Annotated in this window: 22 protein-coding genes; 4 read left to right on the forward strand and 18 right to left on the reverse strand. The window is 67.1% G+C overall.

Annotation, left to right across the window (positions count from 1 at the left end; all coding sequences use genetic code 11):
• Nucleotides 1–2: 2 nt before the first annotated feature.
• From P1J78_RS01520 to xylF, 8 genes are all read right to left on the reverse strand, one after another.
• Complete coding sequence (locus tag P1J78_RS01520) at nt 3–1,361, reverse strand: TRAP transporter large permease (protein WP_275565542.1); 1,359 nt, start codon at nt 1,359–1,361, stop codon at nt 3–5.
• A gap of 7 nt (nt 1,362–1,368) precedes the next feature.
• Entirely contained in the window at nt 1,369–1,878 is a 510-nt protein-coding gene (locus tag P1J78_RS01525; protein ID WP_275565543.1) for a TRAP transporter small permease, read from the reverse strand.
• A gap of 1 nt (nt 1,879) precedes the next feature.
• Nucleotides 1,880–2,932 (reverse strand): TRAP transporter substrate-binding protein, encoded by a 1,053-nt coding sequence (locus P1J78_RS01530; RefSeq protein WP_275565544.1) that lies wholly within the window; start codon nt 2,930–2,932, stop codon nt 1,880–1,882.
• The gene (locus P1J78_RS01535) at nt 2,929–3,711 is read right to left on the reverse strand and encodes a GntR family transcriptional regulator (RefSeq protein ID WP_275565545.1); all 783 of its coding nucleotides are present in this window, start codon (nt 3,709–3,711) and stop codon (nt 2,929–2,931) included. Before P1J78_RS01535 ends, P1J78_RS01530 begins: the two co-directional genes overlap by 4 nt.
• 182 nt (nt 3,712–3,893) lie before the next feature.
• On the reverse strand, nt 3,894–4,757 hold the full coding sequence (locus tag P1J78_RS01540) for a formate/nitrite transporter family protein (RefSeq protein WP_275565546.1): 864 nt from the start codon (nt 4,755–4,757) through the stop codon (nt 3,894–3,896).
• 97 nt (nt 4,758–4,854) lie between these two features.
• Nucleotides 4,855–5,640, reverse strand: coding sequence for an ATP-binding cassette domain-containing protein (locus P1J78_RS01545; protein WP_275565547.1), 786 nt, complete (start codon nt 5,638–5,640; stop codon nt 4,855–4,857).
• Between the two features lie 3 nt (nt 5,641–5,643).
• The gene (locus P1J78_RS01550) at nt 5,644–6,996 is read right to left on the reverse strand and encodes a sugar ABC transporter permease (protein WP_275565548.1); all 1,353 of its coding nucleotides are present in this window, start codon (nt 6,994–6,996) and stop codon (nt 5,644–5,646) included.
• Nucleotides 6,997–7,076: 80 nt separating this feature from the next.
• Nucleotides 7,077–8,105, reverse strand: a complete 1,029-nt coding sequence (gene xylF, locus P1J78_RS01555) for a D-xylose ABC transporter substrate-binding protein (protein ID WP_374213130.1) — start codon at nt 8,103–8,105, stop codon at nt 7,077–7,079.
• A gap of 134 nt (nt 8,106–8,239) precedes the next feature.
• Between xylF and P1J78_RS01560 the strand changes: the two genes are divergently transcribed.
• Nucleotides 8,240–9,799, forward strand: a complete 1,560-nt coding sequence (locus P1J78_RS01560; RefSeq protein ID WP_374213131.1) for a CRTAC1 family protein — start codon at nt 8,240–8,242, stop codon at nt 9,797–9,799.
• On the opposite strand, the gene P1J78_RS01565 is transcribed toward P1J78_RS01560, so the two are convergent.
• The 8 genes from P1J78_RS01565 to P1J78_RS01600 form a co-directional block, all read right to left on the reverse strand.
• Nucleotides 9,793–11,106: a cytochrome-c peroxidase gene (locus P1J78_RS01565; RefSeq protein ID WP_275565549.1), complete on the reverse strand. Its 1,314-nt coding sequence runs from the start codon at nt 11,104–11,106 to the stop codon at nt 9,793–9,795. The genes P1J78_RS01560 and P1J78_RS01565 overlap by 7 nt on opposite strands.
• 64 nt (nt 11,107–11,170) lie before the next feature.
• The gene (locus tag P1J78_RS01570; RefSeq protein ID WP_275565550.1) at nt 11,171–12,490 is read right to left on the reverse strand and encodes an MFS transporter; all 1,320 of its coding nucleotides are present in this window, start codon (nt 12,488–12,490) and stop codon (nt 11,171–11,173) included.
• 315 nt (nt 12,491–12,805) lie between these two features.
• On the reverse strand, nt 12,806–13,576 hold the full coding sequence (locus P1J78_RS01575) for a metallophosphoesterase (RefSeq protein ID WP_275565551.1): 771 nt from the start codon (nt 13,574–13,576) through the stop codon (nt 12,806–12,808).
• Between the two features lie 204 nt (nt 13,577–13,780).
• Nucleotides 13,781–14,680 carry an isocitrate lyase/PEP mutase family protein gene (locus P1J78_RS01580; RefSeq protein ID WP_275565552.1) on the reverse strand — a complete coding sequence of 300 codons (900 nt, stop codon included), beginning with the start codon at nt 14,678–14,680 and terminating at the stop codon, nt 13,781–13,783.
• Nucleotides 14,681–14,683: 3 nt separating this feature from the next.
• Entirely contained in the window at nt 14,684–16,210 is a 1,527-nt protein-coding gene (locus tag P1J78_RS01585; RefSeq protein ID WP_275565553.1) for a tripartite tricarboxylate transporter permease, read from the reverse strand.
• Complete coding sequence (locus P1J78_RS01590) at nt 16,210–16,677, reverse strand: tripartite tricarboxylate transporter TctB family protein (RefSeq protein ID WP_275565554.1); 468 nt, start codon at nt 16,675–16,677, stop codon at nt 16,210–16,212. The genes P1J78_RS01585 and P1J78_RS01590 overlap by 1 nt, the downstream gene beginning before the upstream one ends.
• A 65-nt stretch (nt 16,678–16,742) precedes the next feature.
• Nucleotides 16,743–17,720, reverse strand: coding sequence for a Bug family tripartite tricarboxylate transporter substrate binding protein (locus tag P1J78_RS01595; RefSeq protein ID WP_275565555.1), 978 nt, complete (start codon nt 17,718–17,720; stop codon nt 16,743–16,745).
• Nucleotides 17,721–17,765: 45 nt separating this feature from the next.
• The gene (locus tag P1J78_RS01600) at nt 17,766–19,166 is read right to left on the reverse strand and encodes an FAD-binding oxidoreductase (protein ID WP_275565556.1); all 1,401 of its coding nucleotides are present in this window, start codon (nt 19,164–19,166) and stop codon (nt 17,766–17,768) included.
• A gap of 196 nt (nt 19,167–19,362) precedes the next feature.
• Here P1J78_RS01600 and P1J78_RS01605 point away from each other — a divergent pair, with 196 nt between their 5' ends.
• Both P1J78_RS01605 and P1J78_RS01610 read left to right on the forward strand, forming a co-directional pair.
• Nucleotides 19,363–20,016 carry a GntR family transcriptional regulator gene (locus P1J78_RS01605; RefSeq protein WP_275565557.1) on the forward strand — a complete coding sequence of 218 codons (654 nt, stop codon included), beginning with the start codon at nt 19,363–19,365 and terminating at the stop codon, nt 20,014–20,016.
• 153 nt (nt 20,017–20,169) lie between these two features.
• Nucleotides 20,170–21,249 carry a nucleoside recognition domain-containing protein gene (locus tag P1J78_RS01610; protein WP_275565558.1) on the forward strand — a complete coding sequence of 360 codons (1,080 nt, stop codon included), beginning with the start codon at nt 20,170–20,172 and terminating at the stop codon, nt 21,247–21,249.
• 364 nt (nt 21,250–21,613) lie between these two features.
• Here the strand turns inward: P1J78_RS01610 and P1J78_RS01615 are convergent, their stop codons facing one another.
• On the reverse strand, nt 21,614–24,004 hold the full coding sequence (locus P1J78_RS01615; RefSeq protein WP_275565559.1) for a TOTE conflict system archaeo-eukaryotic primase domain-containing protein: 2,391 nt from the start codon (nt 24,002–24,004) through the stop codon (nt 21,614–21,616).
• Between the two features lie 52 nt (nt 24,005–24,056).
• On the reverse strand, nt 24,057–24,407 hold the full coding sequence (locus P1J78_RS01620) for a hypothetical protein (protein WP_275565560.1): 351 nt from the start codon (nt 24,405–24,407) through the stop codon (nt 24,057–24,059).
• A 469-nt stretch (nt 24,408–24,876) separates the two neighbouring features.
• Here P1J78_RS01620 and P1J78_RS01625 point away from each other — a divergent pair, with 469 nt between their 5' ends.
• Nucleotides 24,877–25,062 (forward strand): helix-turn-helix transcriptional regulator, encoded by a 186-nt coding sequence (locus P1J78_RS01625; RefSeq protein WP_275565570.1) that lies wholly within the window; start codon nt 24,877–24,879, stop codon nt 25,060–25,062.
• Nucleotides 25,063–25,479: the final 417 nt, after the last annotated feature.

Raw genomic sequence — 25,479 nt, forward strand, 5'->3', positions numbered from 1 at the left:
GGTCACCAGCCCTCGATCAGTTTCGGAAGCCAGAGCGTCACGACCGGGAACGAGAACAGGATCGTCACGCGCACGATCTCGGCGGCGAAGAAGGGCAGGACGCCCTTGAAGGTCTCGGACATCGGCGTCTCTTTCGCCAGCGCCGAGATGACGAAGACGTTCATGCCCACAGGCGGCGTGATCAGTCCCAGTTCCACGACGATCAGCGCCAATATCCCGAACCAGATCTTCAGATCCTCGGTCGACATGCCGAAGCCCGAACCCTCGGCCGGCATGTAGAGCCCGCCGTTGATCTCCACCAGCACCGGCCAGAAAAACGGGATGACCAGCAGGATCATCGACAGCGAATCCATCAGACAGCCCAAGAGGATCAGCGCCAGAAGCAGGATCGCGACGATGACGAAGGGCGCCATGCCGGAATTCGCGATCCATTCGGCGGTGGCCTGCGGCAGGCCAATGCGGGACATGAAGATCTTCATCAGTTCCGCGCCCAGCAGGATCAGGTAGATCATGCCGGTGGTGCCGGCGGTCTCCTTCAGCGACTCGACGATGGCCGACAGGCCCAGCCGCCCCTTGAAGGTGCCGTAGACCCAGACCAGCGCCGCGCCGACGGCGGCCGCGGGGGTCGGGTTGAAGATGCCGCCATAGATGCCGCCCAGCACCAGCCCGAAGATCACCGCCACGGGCACCATGCCCAGCGTCGCGTCGCGCCATTCCTTGAAGTCGACGCCGCCGTGCTTGGGGCCCGCGTCGGGCTTGATGGCGACGTAGACGGCGATGGTCAGGATGAACAGGATCACCGCCAGCACGCCGGGGATCATCGCGGCGGCGAACATCGTGACGATGTTGGCCTCGACGATGATGGCGTAGATGATCAGCACCACCGAGGGCGGGATCAGGATGCCCAGCACCCCGCCGGCGGCGAGCGACCCGGTGGCCAGCGCGCCCGAGTAGTTGAAGCGTTTCAGTTCCGGCAGGGCGACCTTGCCCATGGTCGAGGCCGTCGCCAGCGACGAGCCGCAGACCGCCCCGAACCCGGCGCAACCGGCGATCGCGGCCATTGCGGTGCCGCCGCGGATCCAGCCGAGCCAGGCGTTCGCCCCGCGGAACAGCGCCTGCGACAGGCCCGCGCGCGCCGCGAGCGCGCCCATCAGCACGAACATCGGCACGACCGACAGGCCGTAGTTGGAGAACACGCCCCAGCCCAGCGTCTTCAACTGCGAGAACAGGAAGGCGGGGCCGCTGACGATCATGAAGCCGACGCCGCCAACCAGGATCATCGAATAGGCGATGGGAATCCGGATCGCGATCAGCGCGATCAGGACGACGAGACCGAGAATGCCGATTGTGATCGGGTCCATCTGGCGGTTACCTCCGGAACATGTCGGTCAGCGCGTCGACCAGCGAGGCGAAGCTCGCCACGACCAGGAGCGCAAGGGACAGCAGACAGCCGGCATAACCCCACCAGAGCGGGATTTGCAGCAGCGCTGTGGTCGTGTCGTAGGTCCGCTGATCCAGCATGCCGTAATACATCCGCCACAGCAGAACCGCGCCGAAGATCAGCGCCACGATCGCACCCAGCATCGAGAACAGCGATAGCCAGAACTTCGATGCGCGCGCGGTAAAGATGTCGGCCGTCACGTTCAGCCCGGCGATCTGGCAGTAGGGCAGGAACGAGAAGGCGGCGATGGCGACGCCCACCTCCGTCAGTTCGAAATCGCCGGGCAGGCCCTTGTTGAACACGGCCGCCGCGATCACCGACGCCACGTTCACCACGACCACGGCCAACAGGACCACACCGCCCAGGATTGCCCAGGCGGTGCAGATGCGAAGGACGAGGCCGTGAAGCCTCGTCCCGTTGTGCACAGCGTCGCTCATCTCACATGCTGCTGTCGGAGTCGGTGTTCTCGGCGATCAGTTCCTGGGCCCGCTCCACCAGGCCGGCGCCGTCGAGCCCCTTGTTGGTGACTTCCTCGATCCAGCGGTCCTGCACCGGCTCCAGCGCGGTCATGAACGCCTCGGTCTCGTCCTCGGTCAGCATGATGTGGGTCTTGCCCGCCTCTTCGGCCATCTTGATGCCGAAGTCGTCGCCGGCACGCCAGACATCGGCGACCTCGGCCCACCATTCGCGGCCGGAGGCATCGCGGAACGCCTGCTTGATGTCGTCCGGCAGACCGTCCCAGCGGGACTGGTTCATCGACACCTGGAACGTGGTGGTGCCGAAGCGCGTCTCTTCATGCCCCTCGATGAAGTAATCGATCTGGTTGTGCAGCTTCAGCGGCGGGATGATCTCCCACGGCAGCAGCGTCGCGTCGACCACCTTCTTCGACAGCGCGGCCGGCACTTCCGGCACCGGCATGGCGATCGGCTGGGCGCCCAGCGCCTCGATCACCCAGGCGCCGGTGCGGGTGGGAATGCGGATCTTCATGCCCTCGGTGTCCTCGGGCGAGCGCACCTCCTCGTCCACCGTCATCAGCGCCTGGCCGGCATGGACGTGCAGCCACATCACCTCCAGACCCTGGTAGTCGTCGGCGAGGTACTCGTCGAACATGTCGTACATCGCGAGGTTGGTCGCCCGGATGTCGTTCAGGTAGACGCCGGGCAGTTCGAACACCTCGGTGCGCGGGAACTGCCCGGGGGTATAGCCGTTGACGGTCCAGATGATGTCGACCACGCCGTCGCGCGCCTGCTGGACCAGTTCGGGCGGTGTGCCGCCGAGGGTCATGGCGGGGTAGATCTCGATCTCCACCTGGCCGCCGGAGTTCTCCTCGACCTGCCGGGCCCAGGGCTCCAGCATGTTGGCCTGCGCGGGCGATTGCGCGCCGAGCAGGTGGTGCAGCTTGAACGTGTATTCCTGCGCCGTGGCCGTTCCGGCCAGCGCAAGCGTCACGGCCGAAGCCGCGAGCGGGGTGAAAAGGGTGTTGAGTCTCATTGGTGACCTCCCTGTTTGAGACGTGACGATTCCGCCGGGGTGCTCTCTCCGGCGATCATGGCGAAAGCGGGCGCGGCATCAACTGAATCCTGCCCGTCATACATCACGGCGTGGTAATCCTCCCAGGCCAGCCGGGCATGTTCCCGGGCCAGCGCCTCGGCCCGCGTGCCCTCGCCGCGGCGCACGGCGTCCAGGATCGCGCGATGCTGTTCCTGGGCGCGAATGAAGGACCGCCGCACGCGCGGCTTGTCATAGAGCTCCGCCGGAAAGGCATTCGGCGTGGCGAACGGAAGCCGGATGGCGCGCAGGAGCTCGCGTTCCATGGTGCCCGAGCCGGAGATGCGCGCGAGCTGTCGGTGAAACCGGTCGTTCAGACTGGCGTAGCGCTCGAATTCCAGCGTTTCGGGCGAGTCCCGCAGCACTGTGTCGATCTGGCAGATCAGGCCCTCGCAATGGCGAAGCACCTCGGGCGCGGCGCCGCGTTCGGCGGCGCGGCGCAGGACGGTGCCTTCCAGCACGCCGCGCAGCTCCATCGCGTCCATCACGTCGTCCCGGGTGAAAAGGCGCACGGTGCAGCGGCCCGATCCGCTGCGCACCATCAGCCCCTCGTCGACGAGCTGCGCCAGCGCCTCGCGGGCCGGCGTGCGCGAGATGTTCAGCAACTCGCCCGCGGCGGCCTCGGAGATGTGCTGATCCGGCCGGAACTCGCCCGACAGGATTCGCGCGCGCAATTCGCGCACGGCCCTGTCGACCAGCTGTTCCTTTCCGGACTCGGCCATCACCCCTCCCCGAAAGTGTCGGCTGCGGAGTGCGTAACCTGTATACCGTTGGCCGTCAAACGCTTTGATGCGCCACGCGGTCGGGCTGCTTCCGTATACTGTTGTCGGGGAGTGCTGCGCCGGCTCCCGCCGCTGCACGATAACCGGCCCGCTGCCACGGGTACGAGCGGCAGCGACGGTGCCTAGTCCCCGTGGTCCTGCTGGCGGCGCACCTCCTCGCGCACCTGGCCCCAGGCCAGCAGCGAGAAGATCGCCGTGCCGCCGACGATATTCCCGGCCAGGACGGGAAGGAAGAACCGGAAAGCGGCCTCTGACGGCGACAGCGCATCGGCGAGCAGCAGCATCCACATCTCGACCGAACCGACGATGATATGCGTGAAGTCCCCCGCCGCGATCAGCCAGGTGAAGCTGAGCACCAGGAGGAACCCCGCTCCTTCGGCCTGCGGCAGCATCCAGACGATGGCCGCGATCAGGATACCCGCCGGGATCGCGCGGGCGAACGCCACGTCGGCATCGAAGCTCGCCGCGTGCTCGGAGATGGCCAGCGTGGCCGCATGCACATCGGCGGGCAGCGCCGCCGTGTAGGTGAAGAACAGCGCGGCGGCCAGGGCGCCGATCACGTTCCCGGTCAGCACGATGCCCCAGAGCGCGGCCGCCCGCTGATAATAGCGGCGGCACGGGTCCGACATCAGCGGCATGACCGTGGTGATCGTGTTCTCGGTGAACAGCTGCATCTTGCCCATGATCACCAGGAGAAAGCCGAAAGCGTAGCCCAGGTTTTCGATCAGGTAGCGGCCGGGCACGTCGGGCAGGTGCGTGCGGAAGATGGCCTCGGCCACCAGCGAAAAGCTGATCAGCCCGCCGGCCGCCATCGCCGACCAGATCAGCGAGTGGAACGGGCGCTCCAGCTCCTCGCGCGCGTCGCGGCGGACGACCTCGTAGATCAGGCGGGGAGCAAGCGGCGTCGCCTCCTCCACCGCGATCTGGTCGGCTTCCTGCTCGACCAGGTTGTCGGTCTGCTTGTCGTCCTCGGTCCGATCCTTCATGCGCGGGTCCGTCCTGCTGGCAAGGAAAAGGGCGGCGCTGTCGGCACCGCCCTCCCATGCACTAGCTAGCCCGGAGTTTCCGCGCGGCGAATCCGCGTCAGACGGCGTCCGCCTCGGCCTGGCCCGGCTTTTTGCCGAGAATGATCATGCCCAGCAGGTCGTCGTCGGTCACATCCGCGATGTCGACGGTGCCGACAAGCCGGCCGTTCTTCATCACGCTGGCCCGATCGCACAGCTGCATGACCTGGTGGATGTCGTGGTCGATCAGGAAGATGCCGATGCCCTTCTTCTTCAGCTCGTCGACCAGCTCGGCGACCATCCGCGTCTCTTCCACGCCAAGCGCCGCGGTCGGCTCGTCCATGATCAGGATCTTGGCGTTGAAATAGACCGCCCGGCTGATCGCGACCGACTGGCGCTGACCGCCGGACAGCCCCTTTACCGGCGTGTTGTAGCGGCGGAAGTTCGGCGTCAGCTGACCCATGATCTTCCGCGTTTCGGCCTCCATCGCGGCATCGTCCAGGAACCCCGCAGGCGTCGTGATCTCGCGCCCCAGGAACAGGTTCGAGGCGGCGTCGAGGTTATCGGCCAGCGCCAGGTACTGATAGATCGTCTCGATCTGGTAGTTCCGGGCGTCCCGCGGGTTGTTGATCTGCACCTCCTCGCCGTTGACGAGGATCTGGCCGCCGTCGCGCTGCAGCGCGCCGGAGAGCATCTTCATCAGCACCGACTTGCCGGCGCCGTTGTGGCCGAGGATTCCCACGACCTCGCCGGGATAGACATCGACGGTCACGTGATCCACGGCTCGGATACCGCCGAACGCCTTCTGCATGTCCCGCATCTCGACCAGGGGCGTGCCGCTGCGGTCGACTCTTTCCTTGCTCATGGCTCAGCCTCCCGTTCGGCCGCGATAGACAATGTCGATCCAGACGGCGAAGACCAGGACGATACCCACGACGATGTTCTGATAGGGGGCGTCCACGCCCACCATCGCCATCCCGGACTGCAGCGACTGCATGATGAGGGCGCCGAGGATGGCGCCGTAGATCGTGCCGATCCCGCCCGACAGCGCCGTGCCGCCGATCACCGCCGCCGCGATGACGCGCAGCTCGTCCAGCGTGCCGATGTCGTTGGAGTGGAACGTCTGGCGCGCGCTGGCGACCAGCGCCGCGAGGGCGCAAAGCGCGCCGACGATCATGAACACCTTGACGATCAGCGCCCGGGTCCGGATACCGGCCAGCTCCGCCGCCTCGGGGTTGCCGCCATAGGCGAAGATGTAGCGGCCCAGCCGCGTGCGCTGCGCAAGCACGGTCATCACGATCGCCACCACGATCAGCAGAAAGACCGAAATGGGCAGGCCGTAGCCGGTGCTGAAGCCTTCCGGCATCACCTCGCCCCGGTCCTCGAACATGCGCTTGAGCCGGCCGACGGGCACCTCGTAGGCGTTCAGGACGGCGACGAAGCCCAGGATCACGACCGCCGCGACGCCGCCCAGGGTCAGTTCGGCCCAGATCGGCTTGACCGGGAAGTCGTGCGTCAGGCGGGCGCGGCGGGCGCTGACCAGCGCATAGACCGTCGCGGCGACGGCCAGCGCGCCGAACACCCAGGACCAGGTCACGCCCAGCGTCCCGTTGATGCCGCCGAACAGCTGGAAATTCTCGTCCAGCGGGCCGATGGTCTGGCCGCGGCTCAGGTGCCAGGCCACGTTGCGCCAGACGAACAGGCCGCCCAGCGTGACGATGAAGGCGGGGATCGTCAGATAGCCGATCAGCCAGCCGTGGAACGCGCCGATCGCCATGCCGGTGATCAGCCCGACCAGGATCGACAGCGGCGCGATCAGCGGATGCTCCAGCCCCAGGCTCATCCAGTCGGGCAGGACGACGGTCTGCATCACCGCCATCATCGCCGAACAGGTGGCCAAGAGCGAGCCGACCGACAGGTCGATGTTGCGGGTGACGATGACAAAGACCATGCCAGTCGCCATGATCGCGACGGATACGGTCTGGATCGTCAGGTTGAAAATGTTGCGCGGGGTCAGGAAACGGCCCTCGACCAGCCACGACAGCGGGTTCCCCGACAATTCGCCCCGGAGCACCTGAAAGTTGATGCCGGTCCAGACCTGGAACACCAGGCAGATCATCAGGAAGGCGCCGATCATCCCCAGAAGGCGGGTGTCGACTTCCAGCGCGGCCAGGAAATTGCGGGGTTTGACGATGGTCGGGCCTTGCGCCTCGTCGGTCATCTGCGGCCTCTCGCGTGCAGGGGTCGTGCAGCGTGCCGCCCCGCGTCACGGGGCGGCACCGGTCCGGATCGCGGAGGCGATCAGTTCTGGCAGATCTCGGGGCCGTCCTCGCCGACGCCCTGGCAGAGCGTCTCGATGTCGATCCAGCCCGCCTCGACCACGACGTCCAGGTTGTCCTGGGTGATCGGGATCGGGTTCAGGAACTTGGCCCACATCGTGGTGCCGGACGGCGAGGTCCATTCCTCGGCGCCGTCGATCTCGGACATGTCCGCGCCGCCGGCCAGCGCCACGGCGATCTCGCCGGCTTCGCGGCCCAGATCGCGCGCGTCCTTCCAGACGCTGACGGTCTGGGTGCCCGAGGCCACCCGGTTCAGCGCGGCGAGGTCGCCGTCCTGGCCGGAGACCGGGATGCCGGCCATGCCCTGCGCCTGCAGCGCCGCGACGACGCCGCCCGCGGTGCCGTCGTTCGAGGCGACGACCGCGTCCACGTCGTTGGCGGTCTGCGTCAGGATCTGCTCCATGTTGCGCTGGGCGTTGGCCGGCAGCCAGCCGTCGGTATAGGCCTCGCCCACGATGGTGATGTCGCCGGCGTCGATCGCGTCCTGCAGAACCTCCTGCTGACCGCCGCGCAGGAAGTCCGCGTTCGGGTCGGTCGGCGAGCCCTTGATCATCACGTAGTTGCCTTCCGGCTGCGCCTCCAGCACGGCGCGGGCCTGCATCCGGCCCACCTCGACGTTGTCGAAGGTCAGGTAGAAGGCACGCTCGTCCTCGATCAGGCGGTCATAGGCGATGACCGGAATGCCCTCGTCGGCGGCGGCCTGCACGGCCGGAATGATCGCCTCGGTATCCTGCGCCAGCACGATCAGCGCGTCGACGCCCTGGGCCATCAGGCTTTCAATGTCGGACAGCTGTTTCGACGCGGACGACTGGGCGTCGGTGGAGATATAGGTCGCCCCGGCTTCGTCCAGCGCGGCCCTGATCGCGGCCTCGTCACGCTTCCAGCGCTCTTCCTGGAAGTTGGACCAGCTGACCCCGACCGTCTGGGCCAGGGCCATGGATGCGACGGACATGCCGACGGCTGCCGTGGCGGCAAAAAGCACTTTCTTCATAAGATCCTCCCGTGATCCATTCTCCGCCGGGCTTGCGACTCCCGGCAGGTAGAAAACGAATAGCACATTGGAAGCGCAGAACAAGTTTGCATCTGAGCCGCGCCGGCGGCACCATCCGCGGCGGGAGGAGCCGCGTGCGAATCTGGTCCACCATACTCTTGCCGGCACTCTTGCTGACAGGCGCCGGCGGCCCCGTCGCGGCGGCCCCCGCCTTCGAGCGGGTCGCCGTGCCGGAGCATGTCTATTCGGGAGGCTGGGCGCATTTCGTCGGCGGCGGCCTGGCCGTGTTCGACTGCAACGACGACCGGCTGCCGGACCTGTTCGCGGCGGGCGGCGAATCGCCGGCCGCGCTCTGGGTCAACCGGTCCGCGCCCGGCGGCGAGATCGTGTTCGAACCGCTGGACTCCGAGACGCCGGCGATCACCGACGCGACGGGCGCCTACCCGCTGGACATCGACAGCGACGGCCTGCTGGACCTCGTCGTGCTGCGCGCCGGGGGCAACCGGGTGCTGCGCGGGCTTGGCGACTGCACCTTCGCGCCCACCGATGCCTTCGCTCTCGACCCCGGCGACCGCTGGACGACCGCGTTCTCCGCAACCTGGGAGGCCGGCCGGTCGCTGCCCACGCTCGCCTTCGGCAACTATGTCGACCGCGACGATCCCGACGGCCCGTTCCGGGCCTGCGACGACAACCAGCTGTTCCGCCCCGAGGGCGCGCGCTACGGCGCGGCCGAGACGCTTACGCCGGGCTATTGCGCCCTGTCCATCCTGTTCACCGACTGGGGTCGCCGGGGCCGCGCCGACCTGCGCATCAGCAACGACCGGCACTATTACGTGCGCGGCGGCGAAGAGCAGATGTGGGCCATGGAGGACACGCCGCGGCTCTACACGGCCGAGGACGGCTGGAACAGCTTCTCGATCTGGGGCATGGGCATCGCCCAGCGCGACCTGACGGGCGACGGTCTGCCCGAGGTCTACCTGACCTCGATGGCCGACCAGAAGCTGCAGATGCTGGAGAACGGCGGCAGCGCGCCAAGCTACCGCGACGCGACCTACGACCGCGGCACCACGGCCCACCGGCCGCATGTGGGCGACGACGGCCGCCCCTCGACCGGCTGGCACGTGGCCTTCGGCGACGTGGACAATGACGGGCGCGACGACATCTTCGTGGCCAAGGGGAATGTCGAACAGATGCCCGGCCTGGCGATGAAGGATCCCAACAACCTGCTGATGCAGCAGGCGGACGGCACTTTCGCCGAGGCCGCCGCCGATGCCGGCATCGCCAGCTTCGAGCGCAGCCGCGGCGCCGCGCTCGTCGACCTGAACGCCGACGGCCTGCTGGACCTTACCGTCGTGAACCGCCGCGCCCCGCTGGAGGTCTACCGCAACGTGACCGCGCCCGTCGGCAACTGGCTGTCGGTCGCGCTGCGCCAGCCCGCCCCGAACACCCGCGCCGTCGGCGCCTGGATCGAGGTCGAGGCGGACGGCCGGCGCCACACCCGCGAGATCACCGTCGGCGGCGGCCATGCCGGCGGCAGCGCCGCGCCGGAGCATTTCGGGCTCGGCGACGCGCAATCCGTGCGGCTGCGGGTCGTCTGGCCCGACGGCGAGACGAGCGCCTGGGTCGAGGTGGAGACCGGGCAGGCGCTGGAGATCGGCCGGGACGGCGGCGCGCTGACCGTGGCGGCCTACTGATCCACCGGCAGGCCGCTCGGCACCCTCTCGGGCACGCCCAGCCGGCCCTCGATGCTCACCGGGTCGGTCAGCGCCTCCAGAAAGGCGACGATCTGCGCCACCTCGGCATCGCTCAGCGCGACCGGCTCCAGCTCGTTCGCCGCCGCGATCCGCGCCAGTTCCTCCGGGTCCGCCAGCACCGGAAAGTCGTCATGCCCCGCCAACTCCGGCAGCACCGCCTGCGACGGGTCGTAGCGCCGCAGCGCCGCCACCGGGTCGAGATGATGCCGCACCACGCCCTCCAGCGTCGCGTAGGCCCCGTCATGCCCGTAGGGCGCCGTCAGCGCCACGTTGCGCAGCGGCGGCGTGCGGAAGCGGTAGGCGTCCGCGTCGTCCCCGGTCACCCGCAGCCGGCCGAGATCGCGGAAATGCGATTCGAACCGGCCCTTCTTGCCCGGCCCGATCTGCGGCATGGCGATGGCGTGAAAGTCGTGATCCGTCTGGAACTGCCCGCTGTGACAGTCCCCGCAGCCGGCCTTGCCGTAGAACAGCTCCATCCCCGCCATCGCCGCCGCATCCATCGGCGTGCCGTCCCTCAGGTAGCGGTCGAAGGGCGACTCGTCGGCGCGCCATTCGAAGGCGATGAAGGCGGCGATCATGTTGGCGATGTCGGTGAAATGGATCGGCCGGTCGGGGCCGATCGCCCTGTCGAACGCCGCGCGGTACTCCGGGATCGCCGCCACACGGCTTGCGATGATGTCCCACGCGCCGCCGTCGCCTGTCAGAAATCCCTGCCGCACGGCCTTGGACACGTCGCTCTCGGCGTAGTGCCCGGCCATCTCGTCCGGCGACAGCACCGGGAACATCGCCTGCGCCGACAACACGCTGTCGAAGCCCGTCACCATGTCGTCTTCCAGCGGCGTGCGCAGGCCCGACGGGCGGGACGGGTCGGCCTCCAGCCGCCCGTCGTGGAACATCCGGGTGAATTGCGGTGCCCCGAGGTTGAACAGCGCGGTGGCGTTCCGCGGCACCCGCTCTTCCGGCATATTGGCCGGATCGGCGTGCCGCTCCGGCCCGAGCCCCGTGGCACCGTCGCCGAGCCCCAGCGACAGCCCGTCCGAGGTGGCAAAGCGCGGATGGTGGCAGGTGGCGCAGGCCACGCCCTGCCCGCCCGACAGGATCGGGTCGTAGAACAGCAGCCGCCCCAGCCGGACTTCATCCATGTCCTGCTGCGGGAACGCGGCCAGGTCGCGCGGCAGCTCGCCGGCCGGCGCCGCCGCCGCAATCGCCAGGAACGCCGCACTCAATAGGATCGGACCCTGTCGCATCCGCCGCCTCCCCGATGCGCTTTGCGCGTCACGATAACGCGCCGGGGCCGCCGGTCCAACCCGCTCAGAAATGCGTGCCCCAGTGCGGGTGCCGGTCGTCGATCACCAGCGCATGGCTGTGGCGGCGGTGGCCCTGCAGGTGTGGATGGTCGGGCGGCAGGTTGTCGTGCGTATGCGCCACCTCCGCCGGGTCGCCGGCCGGCCAGAGCCGCAGCGCCAGGATCAGCCCGGCCGCGGCGAGCGCGGCCAGGCCCAGAAGGACCGGCACGGTGCCGAACTGCGTCATCAGCCAGCCGGACAGCGGGTAGGTCAAAAGCCAGCAGGCATGGCTGAGCGCGAATTGCGCGGCGAAGACGGCGGGTCGGTCCTCGGGATGCGCCGACCGGCGCAACAGCCGCCCCGACGGCGTCAGCACCGCCGAATAGCCGAGCCCCACCAGCCCCCAGATCATCACCAGCATCGGCCAGGTCAGGCCGACCGCGCCGACCAGCCCCGCCAGCGCCACCAGCGCCGCGATCGCCAGCCCCGCGCCGGACAGCATCACCGGCCGGTCGGACAGCCTGTCCAGCAGCCGCGGCAGGACGAGCGCCGCCACCATCGAGCCCGCCCCGAAGGCGAACATCGTCCAGGCCAGCGCGCTTTCCGGCAGGCCGAGAACGCCGCGCACCAGCACGACCGAATTGACCAGCACCATCGCGCCGGCCGAGGACACGACGAGGTTCAGCGCAAGCAGCCCGCGCAGCCGCGGGGTCGCCAGGTAGATGCGAAGGCCGCGCGTGGTCCGGTCGTAGATGCCGCGCGGCTCGGACGGGCCCGGCCCGGGCAGCAGGACGGACAGAACCAGTCCGGCCGAGGCCGCAAAGCCGGCGACGGTTCCGAAGAACAGCGCATTGTAGCTGACCAGGGCCAAAAGCAGCGCGGCCAGCGTCGGGCTGACGATGTTCTCCAGGTCGTAGGCCAGGCGCGACAGCGACAGGGCGCGCGTGTAGCGCTCCTCTTGCGGCAGCACGTCGGGGATCGTCGCCTGGAAGGTCGGCGTGAACGCGGCCGAGGCGGATTGCAGCAGGAAGATCAGGACATAGACCTGCCAGGTCTCGGTCACGAACGGCAGGCACAGCGCCGCGCCCGCCCGCACGAGGTCCAGCGTGACCAGCAGCGCCCGCCGGTTCACCCGGTCGGCGAAGGCGCCGGCGATCGGGGCGATCGTCACATAGGCCACCATCTTGATGGTGAACACCGTCCCCAGGACCATCCCCGCATCGCCGCCCGCCAGATCGTAGGCCAGAAGCCCCAGCGCGACGGTCGCCAGCCCGGTGCCCAACAGCGCCACGACCTGCGCGAGGAACAGGTGCCGATAGGTGCGGTCGGCGAGAATCTCCAGCATTGCGTCCTCTATGGAAGTGCGGCCGAACGGCTGCTGCGCTCCTGCCACGCATAGCACAGGGCGCGGGGCGGGACGAAGAGGGGGGCGCCGCCCAAGTGCCGACGGCATGCGGGACCGAACGGAAAGGGGCTCGGTCAAAGCTCCGATCCTGCCCTGCCTGCGACATAGGTGCCGGTCCCGACACGCGTCCGCGACGATGGGGCGAAGCGTCCCGGAATCGCGATCCATTCGCCCGATTCTCCGGCGCGTTCGCAGGGATATCCTCTTCAGATGCGAAAGAGGCCCGATGCCGAACGGCCGCCGGGCGACGCAACGCTAGGTGCTGTAGAAACGCACGCCGTCCGCTGAGATGCTGGCCGCGGTCAGCCGACCGGTCGCGTAGGCGCCGGTGTCGACGCAAATCCGGCCGTTGGTCAGCACCGGCGCGTCGACGATCGTATGCCCGTGGATCACCCAGACCTCGTCGACACGCGGGACCGTTTCGAAATCGGGATGGCCCCAGGTCAGGTTCTTCTTCGGTTGATCATCTATCGGCCTGAGGGGATCGGCGCCGGCATGCGTGACCGCGACGTTGCCGGACATCCAGTAGTGCGGCAATTCCCGGAGCCAGTCGATCATCTTCGGGCCCATCGCCTCGGCCAGGGCATCGCGCAGCTTGGTGTGGCGCGCCCGTTCGTTGCGGTCCGGTATCGCCAGACCGAAGCTCGCGACTGTCTGCAACCCGCCATAGCGCAGCCATCGGCGCCCGGCCTCCTCGGGGTCGTCCAGAAAGCGCAGCAACATGTCCTCGTGATTGCCCGCCAGGCAGACCAGCGGCCCGCGTCGGCGGTCGGCGAGGTCCAGGAGGTATTCCAGGGTCTGCCGCGACTGCTCGCCACGGTCCACCAGGTCGCCCACGAAGATCAGCGGTGCCTCCGCGTCCACCTCCTCCAGCTGCTCGACCAGCGGGCGAAGCAGATCCGCGCATCCGTGCACGTCGCCGATGACGTAAAAGGGCTCGGCCGGTTTCGGCTGGGGAAGCGGCGCCGGGCGCGCAGCGGGCTCCGCTTTCCGCCCGCTTCCCAGGAATCGACGCAAGATGCTCATTGCGTGTATCGGTTATCCCACAGGTCGATTCCGGGGTCGGACCCGGATCGACTGTCCCATTGTCTGATCAAGCCCGATAGGTAGTGCATGGCCGCACGATGGTCCATGGCCTTTCCGGTCACAGGCTCGATGAGCGAAAAACGGGGACATCTGCCGCGCGCGGCTTCACCCCGGCATAGGGACCGGACCCGTCCGTCTTCCGTTTCAGTCGTCTTCCGGCTCGGTCGTCTCGAACCTGTGCGCGAAGTCCTGGAACTCCGCCAGCGAAACGACATCGGCATAGGCCGCATAGTCGTAGGCGCCGGGTGCCGGGCGGCCGGTCCGGTGCAGGGCGTCGAGCGCCGTCTTCGTCGCGCTCATCGCCGCAAAGAGCGTGGTGACGGCGTAGAGCGCCATGGAGAAGCCCATATCGTCGAGCTCCGCGAGCGTGACGCCGGCCGCGTCCGTCCCGTCGACGACCGAGACGACCTTGGGGCCGTCCAGCCCCGCGGCAATCGCCTCGATCTGCGCCCGGGTGGTGACCCCGTCGACGAACAGAAGATCGACGCCGGTGTCGCCATAGGCCCGCGCCCGCGCCAGCGCCGCGTCCAGACCTTCCCCCTTCAGCGCGTCGGTCCGGCCGATCAGCACGATGTCGGACCGGCTGCGGGACCGGGTCTCGACCGCCGCGGACAACCGGGCGCAGGCCTCGTCCGGCCCCACGAGCTGCGCGCCCGCCAAGACGCCGCACTGCTTCGGGTTCCGCTGGTCCTCGATGTGCAGCGCCGCCACGCCCGCCTGAATGTACTCCTCGACCGTGCGTGCCATGTTCAACGGGCCGCCATAGCCCGCGTCGGCATCCGCGATCACGGGCACGGGGACCGCGCGAACCATGGCGCGGGCGCAATCCGCCATTTCGGTCTGCGTCATGAGGCCGAGATCCGGCTGGCCCAGCCGCGATGCGGTGGCGCCGAGGCCGGTCATGTAGACCGCCTCGAACCCGCTGGCGGCCACCAGCCGCGCGGTCAGCGCGTCCTGCGCGCCGGGCGCGGCGACGATGCCGCCCTGGTCGAGACGGCGGCGCAGCCGGGTTGCGGCATTCATCAGGGGCGGTCGCTCGGACATCGCTCAGCTCTCCTGTTTCGCGGCCGTCCGGGCCGCCGCCCTGCGACGCCGTTGCAGCAGCCACCCGACGGCGGGCACCGTCCAGACGACGAGACAGGTCAGCGCCAGGCCGGCGGCGATCGGGCGTTCCACGAAGGGCATGAAGGTCCCGTCGGCCTTGATCATGTTCGACACGAGGTTGCGCTCCACCAGAAGCCCCATGACGATGCCGAGGATCGTGGGGGCGACGGGAAAGCCGTTCTCCTCCATCAGGTAGGCGAGCACGCCGAGGACGATCATGATGACGATCCCCGAGGCGGCGGCGTCTATGGAATAGGACCCGACGATGCAGAACCCGAGGATCAAGGGCGCCAGCGCGATCTTCGGCACGCGCAGAACCTGGCTGGCCAGCGCGATGGCCAGCAGGCCCAGCGGCACGATCAAAAGGTTCGCCAGAAGGAAGACCAGAAAGATCGCGGCCACCGTGTCGGCGTTGGTCAGAAACACCATCGGGCCGGGGTTCAGGCCCTTCACATAGAGCACGCCGATGACGATGGCGGTGATGCTGTCGCCGGGGATGCCGAACACCATGGCCGGCACATAGGCCCCGGACAGCGCCGAGTTGTTCGCCGCGCAGGCCCCCAGCACGGCCTCTTCGCTGCCCTTGCCGTAGGTCTCGGGCTTGCGCGAAAACCGCTTGGACACGGCATAGGAGATCCACGACCCGATGTCGGAGCCCGCGCCGGGCAGGATGCCGATGGCCGTGCCGATGGTCGACGAGCGCAGGAGGTTCAGCTTCGACGTCATCAGCACCCGCCCCAGCCCCTCGAACATGCGGAACGGGTTTCCGATGGGGGCGACCGGCGGCGTCTCGTCGCGGTGGACGAAGGTGCGGATCAGCTCGGGCACGGCGAACATGCCGATCAGCGCGGGCACGAAGGCCACGCCGTCCAGAAGCGAGGCCGACCCGAAGGTGAAGCGCGGCGTGCCGCTCGTGGTGTCCATCCCGACCGACGCGATCATCAGGCCGATGGCCAGCGCCATCAGGCTTTTCAGCACCGACGCATTGCCCAGCATGACCGCCGCCGACAGGCCCAGGAGCGCCAGCCAGAAGTATTCGAAGGACGTGAAGTTCAGCGACACCAGCGCCAGCTGCGGCGCCGCGAACATCAGGACGAGCGAGCCGAAGACCCCGCCGATCGCCGATGCGGTGACGGAGATCCCCAGCGCGCGGCCGACGCGCCCCTTGGCGGTCAGCGCGGTCAGGTCGCCCACATAGGCGGCCGAGGCCGCGGTCCCCGGAATGCGGACCAGCGCGGCCGGGATGTCCGAGGCGAAGATCGCCATGGCGGCGGTGGTCACGATGGCCGAGATCGCGGGCACCGGGTCCATGAAGAAGGTCAGCGGCACCAGCATCGCCGTGGCCATCGTGGCCGACAGGCCGGGCACCGCCCCCACGAACAGGCCGAACAGGGCGCAGGACAGCATGACCAGCGCCATCTTCCACGTCAGCACCAGTTCGAGCGCGTTTCCGAGGTGGTCGATGATCATCAGAGAAACGACTCCAGAGGGCCTGCGGGCAGCGGCACCAGAAGGAACCGGGTCATCAGGAGGTGCATTCCGAAGACGAAGGCGATGCACAGCGCAAGCCATTGCGGGCCGCGGTAGCCTTCGAGAAAGAACAGGGCATAGAGCAGAACGGTGGCGCTGAGGGGAAAGCCGACGGTTTCGAAGCTCAGGGCAAGCACGAGCACGCCGATGGTCGCCAGCCCCGCCGCCAGAAGACGCGGCGCGCGCCGCCATCCCGGGTTGAGGTCGGCCAGCCGCCGGGTGCCGCGCGACCGGCCGGCGACGATCAGGCAGAGGCCGCCCAGAAGAAAGGCCACGCCCAGCACGCTCGGAAAGGTGCCGGGGCCGATGGACTGGCCGGGCATGTCCGGAAATCCGAGCGCGACGAAAAGAACCCATCCGCCGAACAGGACCAGCAGGGCGCCGATCAGGCTGTCATGTATGCGCATGGTCCCCCTCCGTCGGGCGCGTGGCGGGTCGGCACGGGCGCATTGGGCCCGCGCCGCCGGTCCGGTTACTTCGCCAGGCCGACCGCCGCGAGGCTTTCGGCGAGCGCGGCGTCCGACTTCTCCATGAAGCTCTCGAAGGCGTCGCCCGGCGTCCATTGCGTGGCATAGCCGCGATCGTTCATGAAGGACAGGTACTCGGGCTTCTGGACGACGGCGCCGACGGCCTCGATCAGCTGCGCCTGCACGTCCTCGGGAATGCCGGCCGGCGCGACGATCCCGCGCCACGAGCCGAGGGCGAAATCATGCCCCGTCGCCTCGACGAAGGTCGGAACGTCGGGGGCGGAGTCCAGCCGCTCCGACGCGAAGACGGCGAGCGGACGGATCAGGCCGGCATCGATCAGGGCGGCGGCTTCGGGAAGCGAGGCGGTGGCGATCTCGACGCCGCCGGCGGCGAGGTCCTGCAGGCCCGGAGCGGCGCCTTCGGAGGGCACCCAGGCCACGCGATCCGGCGGCATGCCGGCGGCCAGCAGCATCCCGGCCATCGCAAGATGGTTCACACCGCCCTGGGCGGAACCCGACGCCTTGAAGGCGCGATCCTCGGCGTCTTCCAGGGCCGCAAGCAGCGCATTGGCGTCGTCGTAATCGGAATCCGTGCGCACGAACAGCGCGGCGGGGTCGGAGTTGTACAGGCCGATCGGCGCGTAGGCCTCGTGGGTCAGGTCGGTCAGGCCCAGCGTGTGCATGCTGCCGATCTCCAGCGTCGCCACGCCGATGGTCTGGCCGTCGGGCTCGGCATCCGCGATGGCGGTGTGGCCGATGACGCCGGAGCCGCCGGTGCGGTTCACGACGGCGACCGGGACGCCGATCTCGTCCTCGAGCAGGGTGCCGATCATGCGGGCGGTCGCGTCGGTGCCGCCGCCCGAGCTCCACGGCACGATGATCGTGACCGGTCCGCTCGGCCAGTCCTGGGCCACGGCCGGGCCGGCCCCGGCCATCGCGAAGGCGGCCGTCGCTGCAAGTAGGGTGCGTTTGGTAAGTTCCATGTCTTCCTCCCTTGGAATTGGTCGCCGGGCGCCTCTGCCCCGCGTTCAGTCGAAGACCTTGCCGGGGTTCAGGTTGTTCTCCGGGTCCAGGCAATTCTTGATCCGGCGCATCAGCGCCATTTCGTCCGGGCCGCGCGTGTGGCCCAGATACGGTTTCTTGAGCGTGCCGATGCCGTGTTCGGCCGAGACCGTGCCCTCGTAGGCGCGCACGATGTCGTAGACGATGCGGCTGACCTCGGGCAGCGGCTGCGGCGCGGCGCCGGGCACCCATGCGACGATGTGCAGGTTGCCGTCGCCGACATGGCCGTAGTGGACCGACTGGCACCCCAGCTCGCGCTCCAGCGCCGCCTTCGATTCCCGGGCGAAGTCGTCCATCCGTTTCACCGGCAGGCCGACATCGAACGAGATATGCGGCCCGATGACCGCCGGGTTGGCGAATTCGGCCGCGGCATCGCGGGTGGCCCAGAAGGCGGCGATGTCGCCGAGGCTCTGCGCCACGGCGCCGTCGGTCACGGTGGCCGAGGCGAACACCTCCTCCAGCCACGCCTCGAACCGCGGCGTGTCCACCTCGGCGCCCAGCCCCTGCATCTCGACCAGCACGACATGGCTCCCGCCGCCGATCTCGACGGGCGCGCGGACGCCGGAGACGCGCTGGGTCGCCTGGTACCAGTAGTCGTCCCACATCACCTCGAAGGCCGACAGCATCGGGCCGAGGCGGCGGCGCGCCGTGCGCAGCAGGTCCAGAACCTTGTCGTAGCCGTCCACGACGCACAGCGCCGCGCTGACGCAGCCGGGGCGCGGGTGCAGGCGCAGGACCGCGCGGGTAATCACGCCCAGCGTCCCCTCGGAGCCGAGGAACAGCTGCTTCAGGTCGTAACCCGCGTTGTTCTTGAGCATCGTGTTCAGCATCGGCAGCACGGTGCCGTCGGCCAGTACCACCTCGACCCCCAGCACCAGGTCGCGCGCCATGCCGTAGCGGATCACGCGGTTGCCGCCCGCGTTGGTCGAGAGGTTGCCGCCGATGGCGCAGGAGCCGCGCGCGCCGAGATCGAGAGAGAAGAACAGCCCGGCCTCGTCCGCGGCCTTCTGCACCGTTTCGAGCGGGGTGCCCGCGAGGACCGTCATCGTCATGCCGTCTGGGTCGATCCGTTCGACGCCCGACATGCGTTCGAGCGACAGCGCGACGCCGCCGTCGATCGGGCGCGAGCCGCCGCACAGGCCGGTCAGGCCGCCCTGCGGGGTCACCGGGACGCCGTCGGCGTGGCAGGCCGCCAGGAGCTTGGACACTTCGTCGGTCGAAGTCGGGCGGGCGACGGCGACCGGGGAGGACGGCGGCAGAAAGCTCCAGTCGGTCCGGTTCCGCTCCGGAATATCCGGCCCGGTCAGGAACCGCATGTCCGGAACCTGCACCTGAAGCTCGTGCAGGCGGTCCAAAACCGTCGTCATTTCCGGTGTCCCCCCTGATGTTATATGTTACATACATCATGACACTCTTACATGCAACACGCCATAAACACCTGCAATTCAGCGTCTTTCCGGTTAGACCTGTGCCGGTAGGCTTGGAGTAGCGCCGCGATTCGGTCCGGAGCGCGGCCGGGCGTCGGGAAAAACAGAAAGGGCGACGGATCGGATGAAGGGCAACATGGGCAAGATTCCCTCACCCCGCTCGCTGACGGACCTCGTGACCGAGCGGCTGCGCGGCGATATCGTGGACGGCGTATTCACCTTCGGCGAGAGCGTCTCCGAAGACCGGCTCGCGGCCGCCTACGGCGTCAGCCGGACGCCGGTCCGCGACGCGCTGTCGGCCCTGCAGTTCGAGGGGCTCGTCGAGGTCCGCCCCAAGCGCGGCAGCTTCGTCTTCGACCCCACCGCCGACGACATCGCAGAGCTTTGCGCCTACCGTGAGATGCTGGAGCGCGAAGCCATCCGCATGTCGGTCGTCGCCTCGCGCGGGGCCCTGTGCGACCGGCTGGACGCGATCGTGCGAAACATGGAGGCCGAACTGGAAAGAAAGGACTTCCAGAGCTACGCGCATTCCGACACGGCGTTTCACAGGGCGTTCTTCGAGTATTGCGGAAATCGGCTGGTCACGACCGCGTTCGACCTGGCCGAGGCCCGGATCGCCACGGTCCGCACCGCGCTGACCTCGCCCTACGTGGAGCGGCGCGACGCCAGCTTCGAAGAGCATTACCAGATCGCTCGGGAATTGCGGCAGGGCGAGATCGACGCGGCCCTGGCGCTGCTGGCGGACCATATCGACCGCACGCGCATCGTGGCTGTGGCCGGCATCGGCTGAGACGGCCGCGACCAACCCGGCGCGCCGGGCGACCTGCCAGCGTCGTCTGTGGCATGCCAGCTTCCGGACAGGTGGCAGAGCCCGCCGTTCTGTGATCTTGGCACTGGTGGCAACTCTCCTCGCGCGGCAGGAGACGTATTGGAGGCATTCGCGATGACGACCGGGACAGACGACCGGTCTACGGCGTCCCGACCGGCGGGCGCGGGCGGCGGCTCGGCAAAGGCAGACCGGGGCGCCGAGGCGGGCTCGGCCGGCGGCGCATTGCGCCTGTCGCCGGTCGACCTCCTGCGCACCGCCCGCACCGTGGTCGCCGATGCCGCATCGCTCTACTGGGCGCTGGTGAAGATCGTCCTGCCGATCCTGCTGGCGGTGAAACTGGCCGAGGATCTCGGCTGGATCGACGCCGCCGCCCCGGTCTTCGCGCCGGTGATGCGCGCCCTCGGCCTGCCGCCGGAGCTCGCGCTGGCCTGCCTCGCCGGCATCCTCGGGGGCATCTGGGGCGGCGCGGCGGCGCTCTACGCGCTGGTCCCGCCGGAGGCGCTGACCACCGCGCAGGTCACCGTGTTCTGGACCGTGCTGCTGTTTGCGCACGCCCTGCCGGTGGAGCAACGGATCGTGCAGAAGGCCGGCACCGGCTTTCTCGTCTCCGCCTGCTGGCGGCTGTTTGCCGGGCTGTCCTGCGCCGCCCTGCTCCACCTGATGTTCACCGCGACCGGCTGGCTCCAGGCACCGGCCGACCCCGACTGGATCCCCGCCGCGCGCAGCGCCGACTGGCCGAGTTTCCTGAGCGAGACTGCGCAGGCACTCGCATGGATGTTCGTCATCCTCCTGGGCCTCGTCGTGCTGATGCGCATCGTGGCCCGGCTGCGGCTGGAACGCCCCCTCGCCACCCTCGTCAGTCCCGCGCTGCGCGCCTCCGGCCTGCCGCGCGACGCCGCCCCGATCGTGGTCGTCGGGCTGATCCTGGGGCTGTCCTACGGCGGCGGGCTGATCCTGCACGAAACCCGCAACGGCACGCTCGACCGGCGCCAGGTCTTCCGCGCGACGATGTTCATGAGCCTGTGCCACGGCCTGATCGAGGATACCGCGGTGGCCATCGCCCTCGGCGCCGACCCCACCAGCGTGCTTCTGGGCCGGGTCGCCTACGCCCTGCTGCTTTCGGCGGTGCTGACGCGGCTGATTGCGCTTGTTCCCGACAGGACTTTCCAGCGATGGGCTTGCGGAAAGCGCTGAGCTTCATCCATGGCACGTGGGGGCGCTCGGGGGCCGTTCGTCGCGCCCGAAACTTACAAGGCGACGCTGCCCGCAAATCGATGGCGGGCTGTGCCCGGCCACGACAGGCACCAAACCCGGAAACGGGGCAAAAAAGCCCACGTCTTCCGTGCGTTACAGGAATCGATCACAGGGAGAAGTGGTGCCAGGAGAGGACTCGCATTTGACATTTAAAGTATTGTAATCAAATATTTATCTAGTTTCGAGAAATCCCTCGTACCCTCACCCGTACCCGGGGACCAAATTCACTTCAGAGGTTCGAGTCCTCGTGTTTTTGCCGAGCAGAATCTCCAAAGCGAATCCTGAGGGACCTGAAGCGAAGGCGTCAAGCTCCTTTGCCAGCGATTTCCCACGGGAGTTCAGATGCGATCGAGTATCCGAGGTTTTTGCAGCCGCTGGTTCGCCTCTGATGCATCCGGGCCAAGGCTGGAACATTCAAGTCGGCATAGTCAACGACCACGACCTCTTTCTTGTTGTGATGCTCCCGATGCAGGCGGCCCGCGTATTGAGCCAGCGTACCCTTCCAGGATACCGGCATCGTCAAGAACAATGTATCAAGGCGGGCATCGTCAAATCCCTCTCCGAGATACCGCCCGGTAGCGATCAGAAGGCGCTCCTCCTTTTCCGGCACGTCTTTGAGGGCGTTATAGGCGGCCTGGCGTTGCTTTGCGCCCATACCGCCTTGTAGCACTATGATGTTCTTGGCGAAGCCTTTGAAGCGATCGGCGAAATAGGCCACATGCTCGCGCCGTTCAGTCAGGAGGACCGGGCTGCGCCCGGCGTCCAACGCACGCAAAACATCGTCAAAGATCAGGTCGTTTCTCACCTCGTTTCGTGCAAGCATTTGATAAATGCTCTGGATTGGTGGTGCCCCTTCCCCCAAGGGCAATCGAAATTCCGTCGGTCGTGAAAAGTAGGAATGGTTGAAGGAGCGTGTCGCTGCTTCGCCTTTCGCATCCACCCGATAGCGGACCGGACCGCATTGCATGAAGATAATCGGGTGATGGCCATCTTTGCGATAGGGTGTGGCCGTCAGACCGAGTACATATCTGGCTTTGCTGCGCCGCGCGACGAGTTCAAAGCTGGCCGCCGAAATATGGTGGCATTCATCCACGATCAACTGGCCGTAGTCGGCCACGCAGTCGTCAACTTCGCCGCGCTTGACCAGACTTTGCATCAGGGCCACGTCAATTTTCCCCGATAGCTTCCGCTTTCCCGAACCAACGTGGCCAATGGCCGTATTCGAGGTGTCAAGAAAGGTTTCCAGCCGGGTCAACCACTGATCCAACAACTGGCGGCGATGAACCAGTATCAGCGTGTTGACGCCCCGGCTGGCTATCAATGACGCTGCCAACACCGTTTTGCCGAAACCGGTCGTGGCCGACAAAACGCCCGCGTCCTCTGCCAGCAACGCCTTGGCGGCCCAGTCTTGTTTTTGCGTAAGGGACCCGGTGAAGCGCGTCTTGATCCGCGCGCCACCGTATCGCTGATCATCAACCTCCAGCAAAATGCCTGCTTCTGTTGCGAGATCCTGCAAAGCGCCAAGCACGCCGCGTGGAAGTGCAATGTGATCTGCGTAATCCTCGGCGCAGGCGATGACACGAGGCTTGCCGAAAGTCGGCAGACGCATCGCCTGGGCGCGATAGAATTCAGGGTTCTGAAACGCCGCCAGACGCAGTAACCGATTGCGCAGTGATGGCGCCAAGCCAGCCTTCCGAATGTAGATCTGGTCGCCAAGCACCACCTGAAGCCTTTCCGGCAATGTCAACGACGGCAGGTCCGGCAGGGCGGGCGTACGGGATGGCGGCATAGCCCAAGGTGTCTTTTCAAATTCTTCGTCTTCCGGAAACGGCAACCCGATCACGGAGTCCTGTTTGGGAATTTGAGCCAAGAAGGCACCCAGCCCTTTGGCCGACACGCGCTCGGCCGTCGACAGATACGCCCATTGATCCCGGTGCGGCCGGAAATCTTTGTCCACGAACACGCTGTTGCCCAACTGCCTGGGAGAAAACTGCAATGGCAGGGCGATGAGATTCCCGAGCCCGCCCTTGGGCAAAGTGTCCTGACTTGGGAACAGGCGGTCATATGACTCAAACCCAAGTTCCGGGTAGCGTTCCATTGTCTTCGTGAGCAGGTAGGCGCCCAGTTTGCGCGCGTCGGCAGCCGAGACTGGTTCGGCGAAGAAAACCCAGACATGCCCGCCATTGCCGGAGCGGGATCGTTCGACATGGGCGGGTATGCCGTATTCCATACAGGTTTGAACAAAGGCGGTCACGTCCGCGTGCCAGGCCTCCTTGTCGAAATCGGCGGCCAGAAACCAGCATGTTTCATCCAAAAGCATCGGATATACGCCGGCGCAAAACGGCTTCCCGCGGGCATCCTTGCCGGACAGATGGAAACGGATGACATCGTCTGTTGCCGGCAGGAATGCCTTGTGCGCGCATTCGCTGCATTTGACCTGGGGCTTGCGGCAAATACCACTAACCCATTCATTCCGGCAGGCAATGGCGTAGCCCGACTTGCCGGACTTTGCGTTCTCCCACCGCACCGGAAAGACGTCCTCGCGGCCACGAAACAGGTCGCGAAAAATGCCGATCTTCTCCTGGTTCGAGAGGTCGGTTTGCACGGGATCGGTGGGCGGTGGCGCGGATTGCGCTGCCTCAAGCGCATTAATTTCCTCCTCAAGCCGTCGCTTCTCGGCTTCCAGTTCGGCCAACCTGCGCCTAATGCGCGATATATCCTCCATTGCGTGGGACAATCGGCCAGCCTCAGGGTTCGAGCATCTTGATGGCCTGCGGCACGGCGGCATCACCGTAACTGTATCCCAACTCGATTTCCGCTTTCCCTTCGCCGGTCAGTTCCATGACACCCTCTCCAGCGGATTCGTCCAACTCATCGGCTCCATGCCAGTCGAAGAACAGCGCTCCCGGCGCAAAGCTGAAATCCAGCCCGGCGATCAAAGCGCCGAACGACATCTCGCCCCGGCCCTCCGGCGGCACGATCAGGCAGGCTTCCCCGGCGAGATCGAGATAGTCGCGATCGTAGCAATCCGCCTCGACGATGCGCCAGCGCCCGACAAACGGTGCCCGGAGTTCCGCGATGCTTGGCCTTTTCGACATGATATCCGATGGTCCTGGCGTGGGATTCCGGAGTGATGCGATGAACCTATCCTTGGCGCAGCTGCAGCGCTACGTTGATCAGCGCTATATCGACCGCGGCTGAGGGTGTTTCGAGCGCGGCCTCGGTCACATGAAGGACGATGGGCTTCTCGAAAGAAACCACCTCGCCGGAGCCGAAGGCGAGGCGAGGCGATCAACGTCCTCCTCTGCGCCGCCGGCCACAATATGCGCCTCCTGGCCCGCTGGCTGAGGTTGATTTGCGCGCTGATCCTGGCCGCCATCCGGTGGTTTGGAGCCCGCTCTCTCAAATATCAAACGCCGGCAATCGCCGCATGACGCTAGAGCGGTGGAAAATCACGGACGACCAGCTATGGCTAGAAACCGAGTGGGCCACCCCATATGCTTTTCCAGCCTGGGTATTGTCGTAACCTAGGGCATCGCGATGCTCTTCAAACATGGAGAGATCGCGATGAGGATCTTATCGAAGCGCCAGTTGAAGGAGCTGGTTCTGTACTCACCTCAACACATCGCACGGCTGGAGAAGGCCGGGAAATTCCCTAGGCGGATCATCCTTGGTCCCAACAGAGTGGGATGGGTCGAGGACGAAGTGCTGGACTGGCTTCAAAAGCGGCTGGATAGCCGAGACACGACCTGACCGACACTCCCCATGCGGGAGCGAGGGTGGCCGGGCGTGCACAGCCCGGTCACCCTTCATCGTTTGGAGTGATCGGCCCTCTGCCGCCGTCCGTCCAGTATGAGATCGCTGCATTGCAGCTTTCACCCCACCGGCCATTCGCTACCGCCGCGAGTTTGATACAATGCCGGCGGTCGACTGGCCGGAACAAGGGAGCTTTCTTCTTACAGATTCTTGACAATGGCTTTCCAAGTGGGGCTGGTGCTACGATTGCGCTGAAAGAGATTTTGGATTGCCGGGTAGCCAATTGGTGAGTCGCCCGGCCCGCTATTTGAAATCGGGAGGGTGCTGGCAGAGGAATTCTAACTCGTCTCAGCTTGGACAGTGACGCTGTCCCTTATGCCGCGCAGAGACCGCGCCACTCGGCGAGAGCGGCGG

Origin of the sequence: Psychromarinibacter sediminicola, from assembly GCF_029168335.1 — a bacterium.
Taxonomy (GTDB): domain Bacteria; phylum Pseudomonadota; class Alphaproteobacteria; order Rhodobacterales; family Rhodobacteraceae; genus Psychromarinibacter; species Psychromarinibacter sediminicola.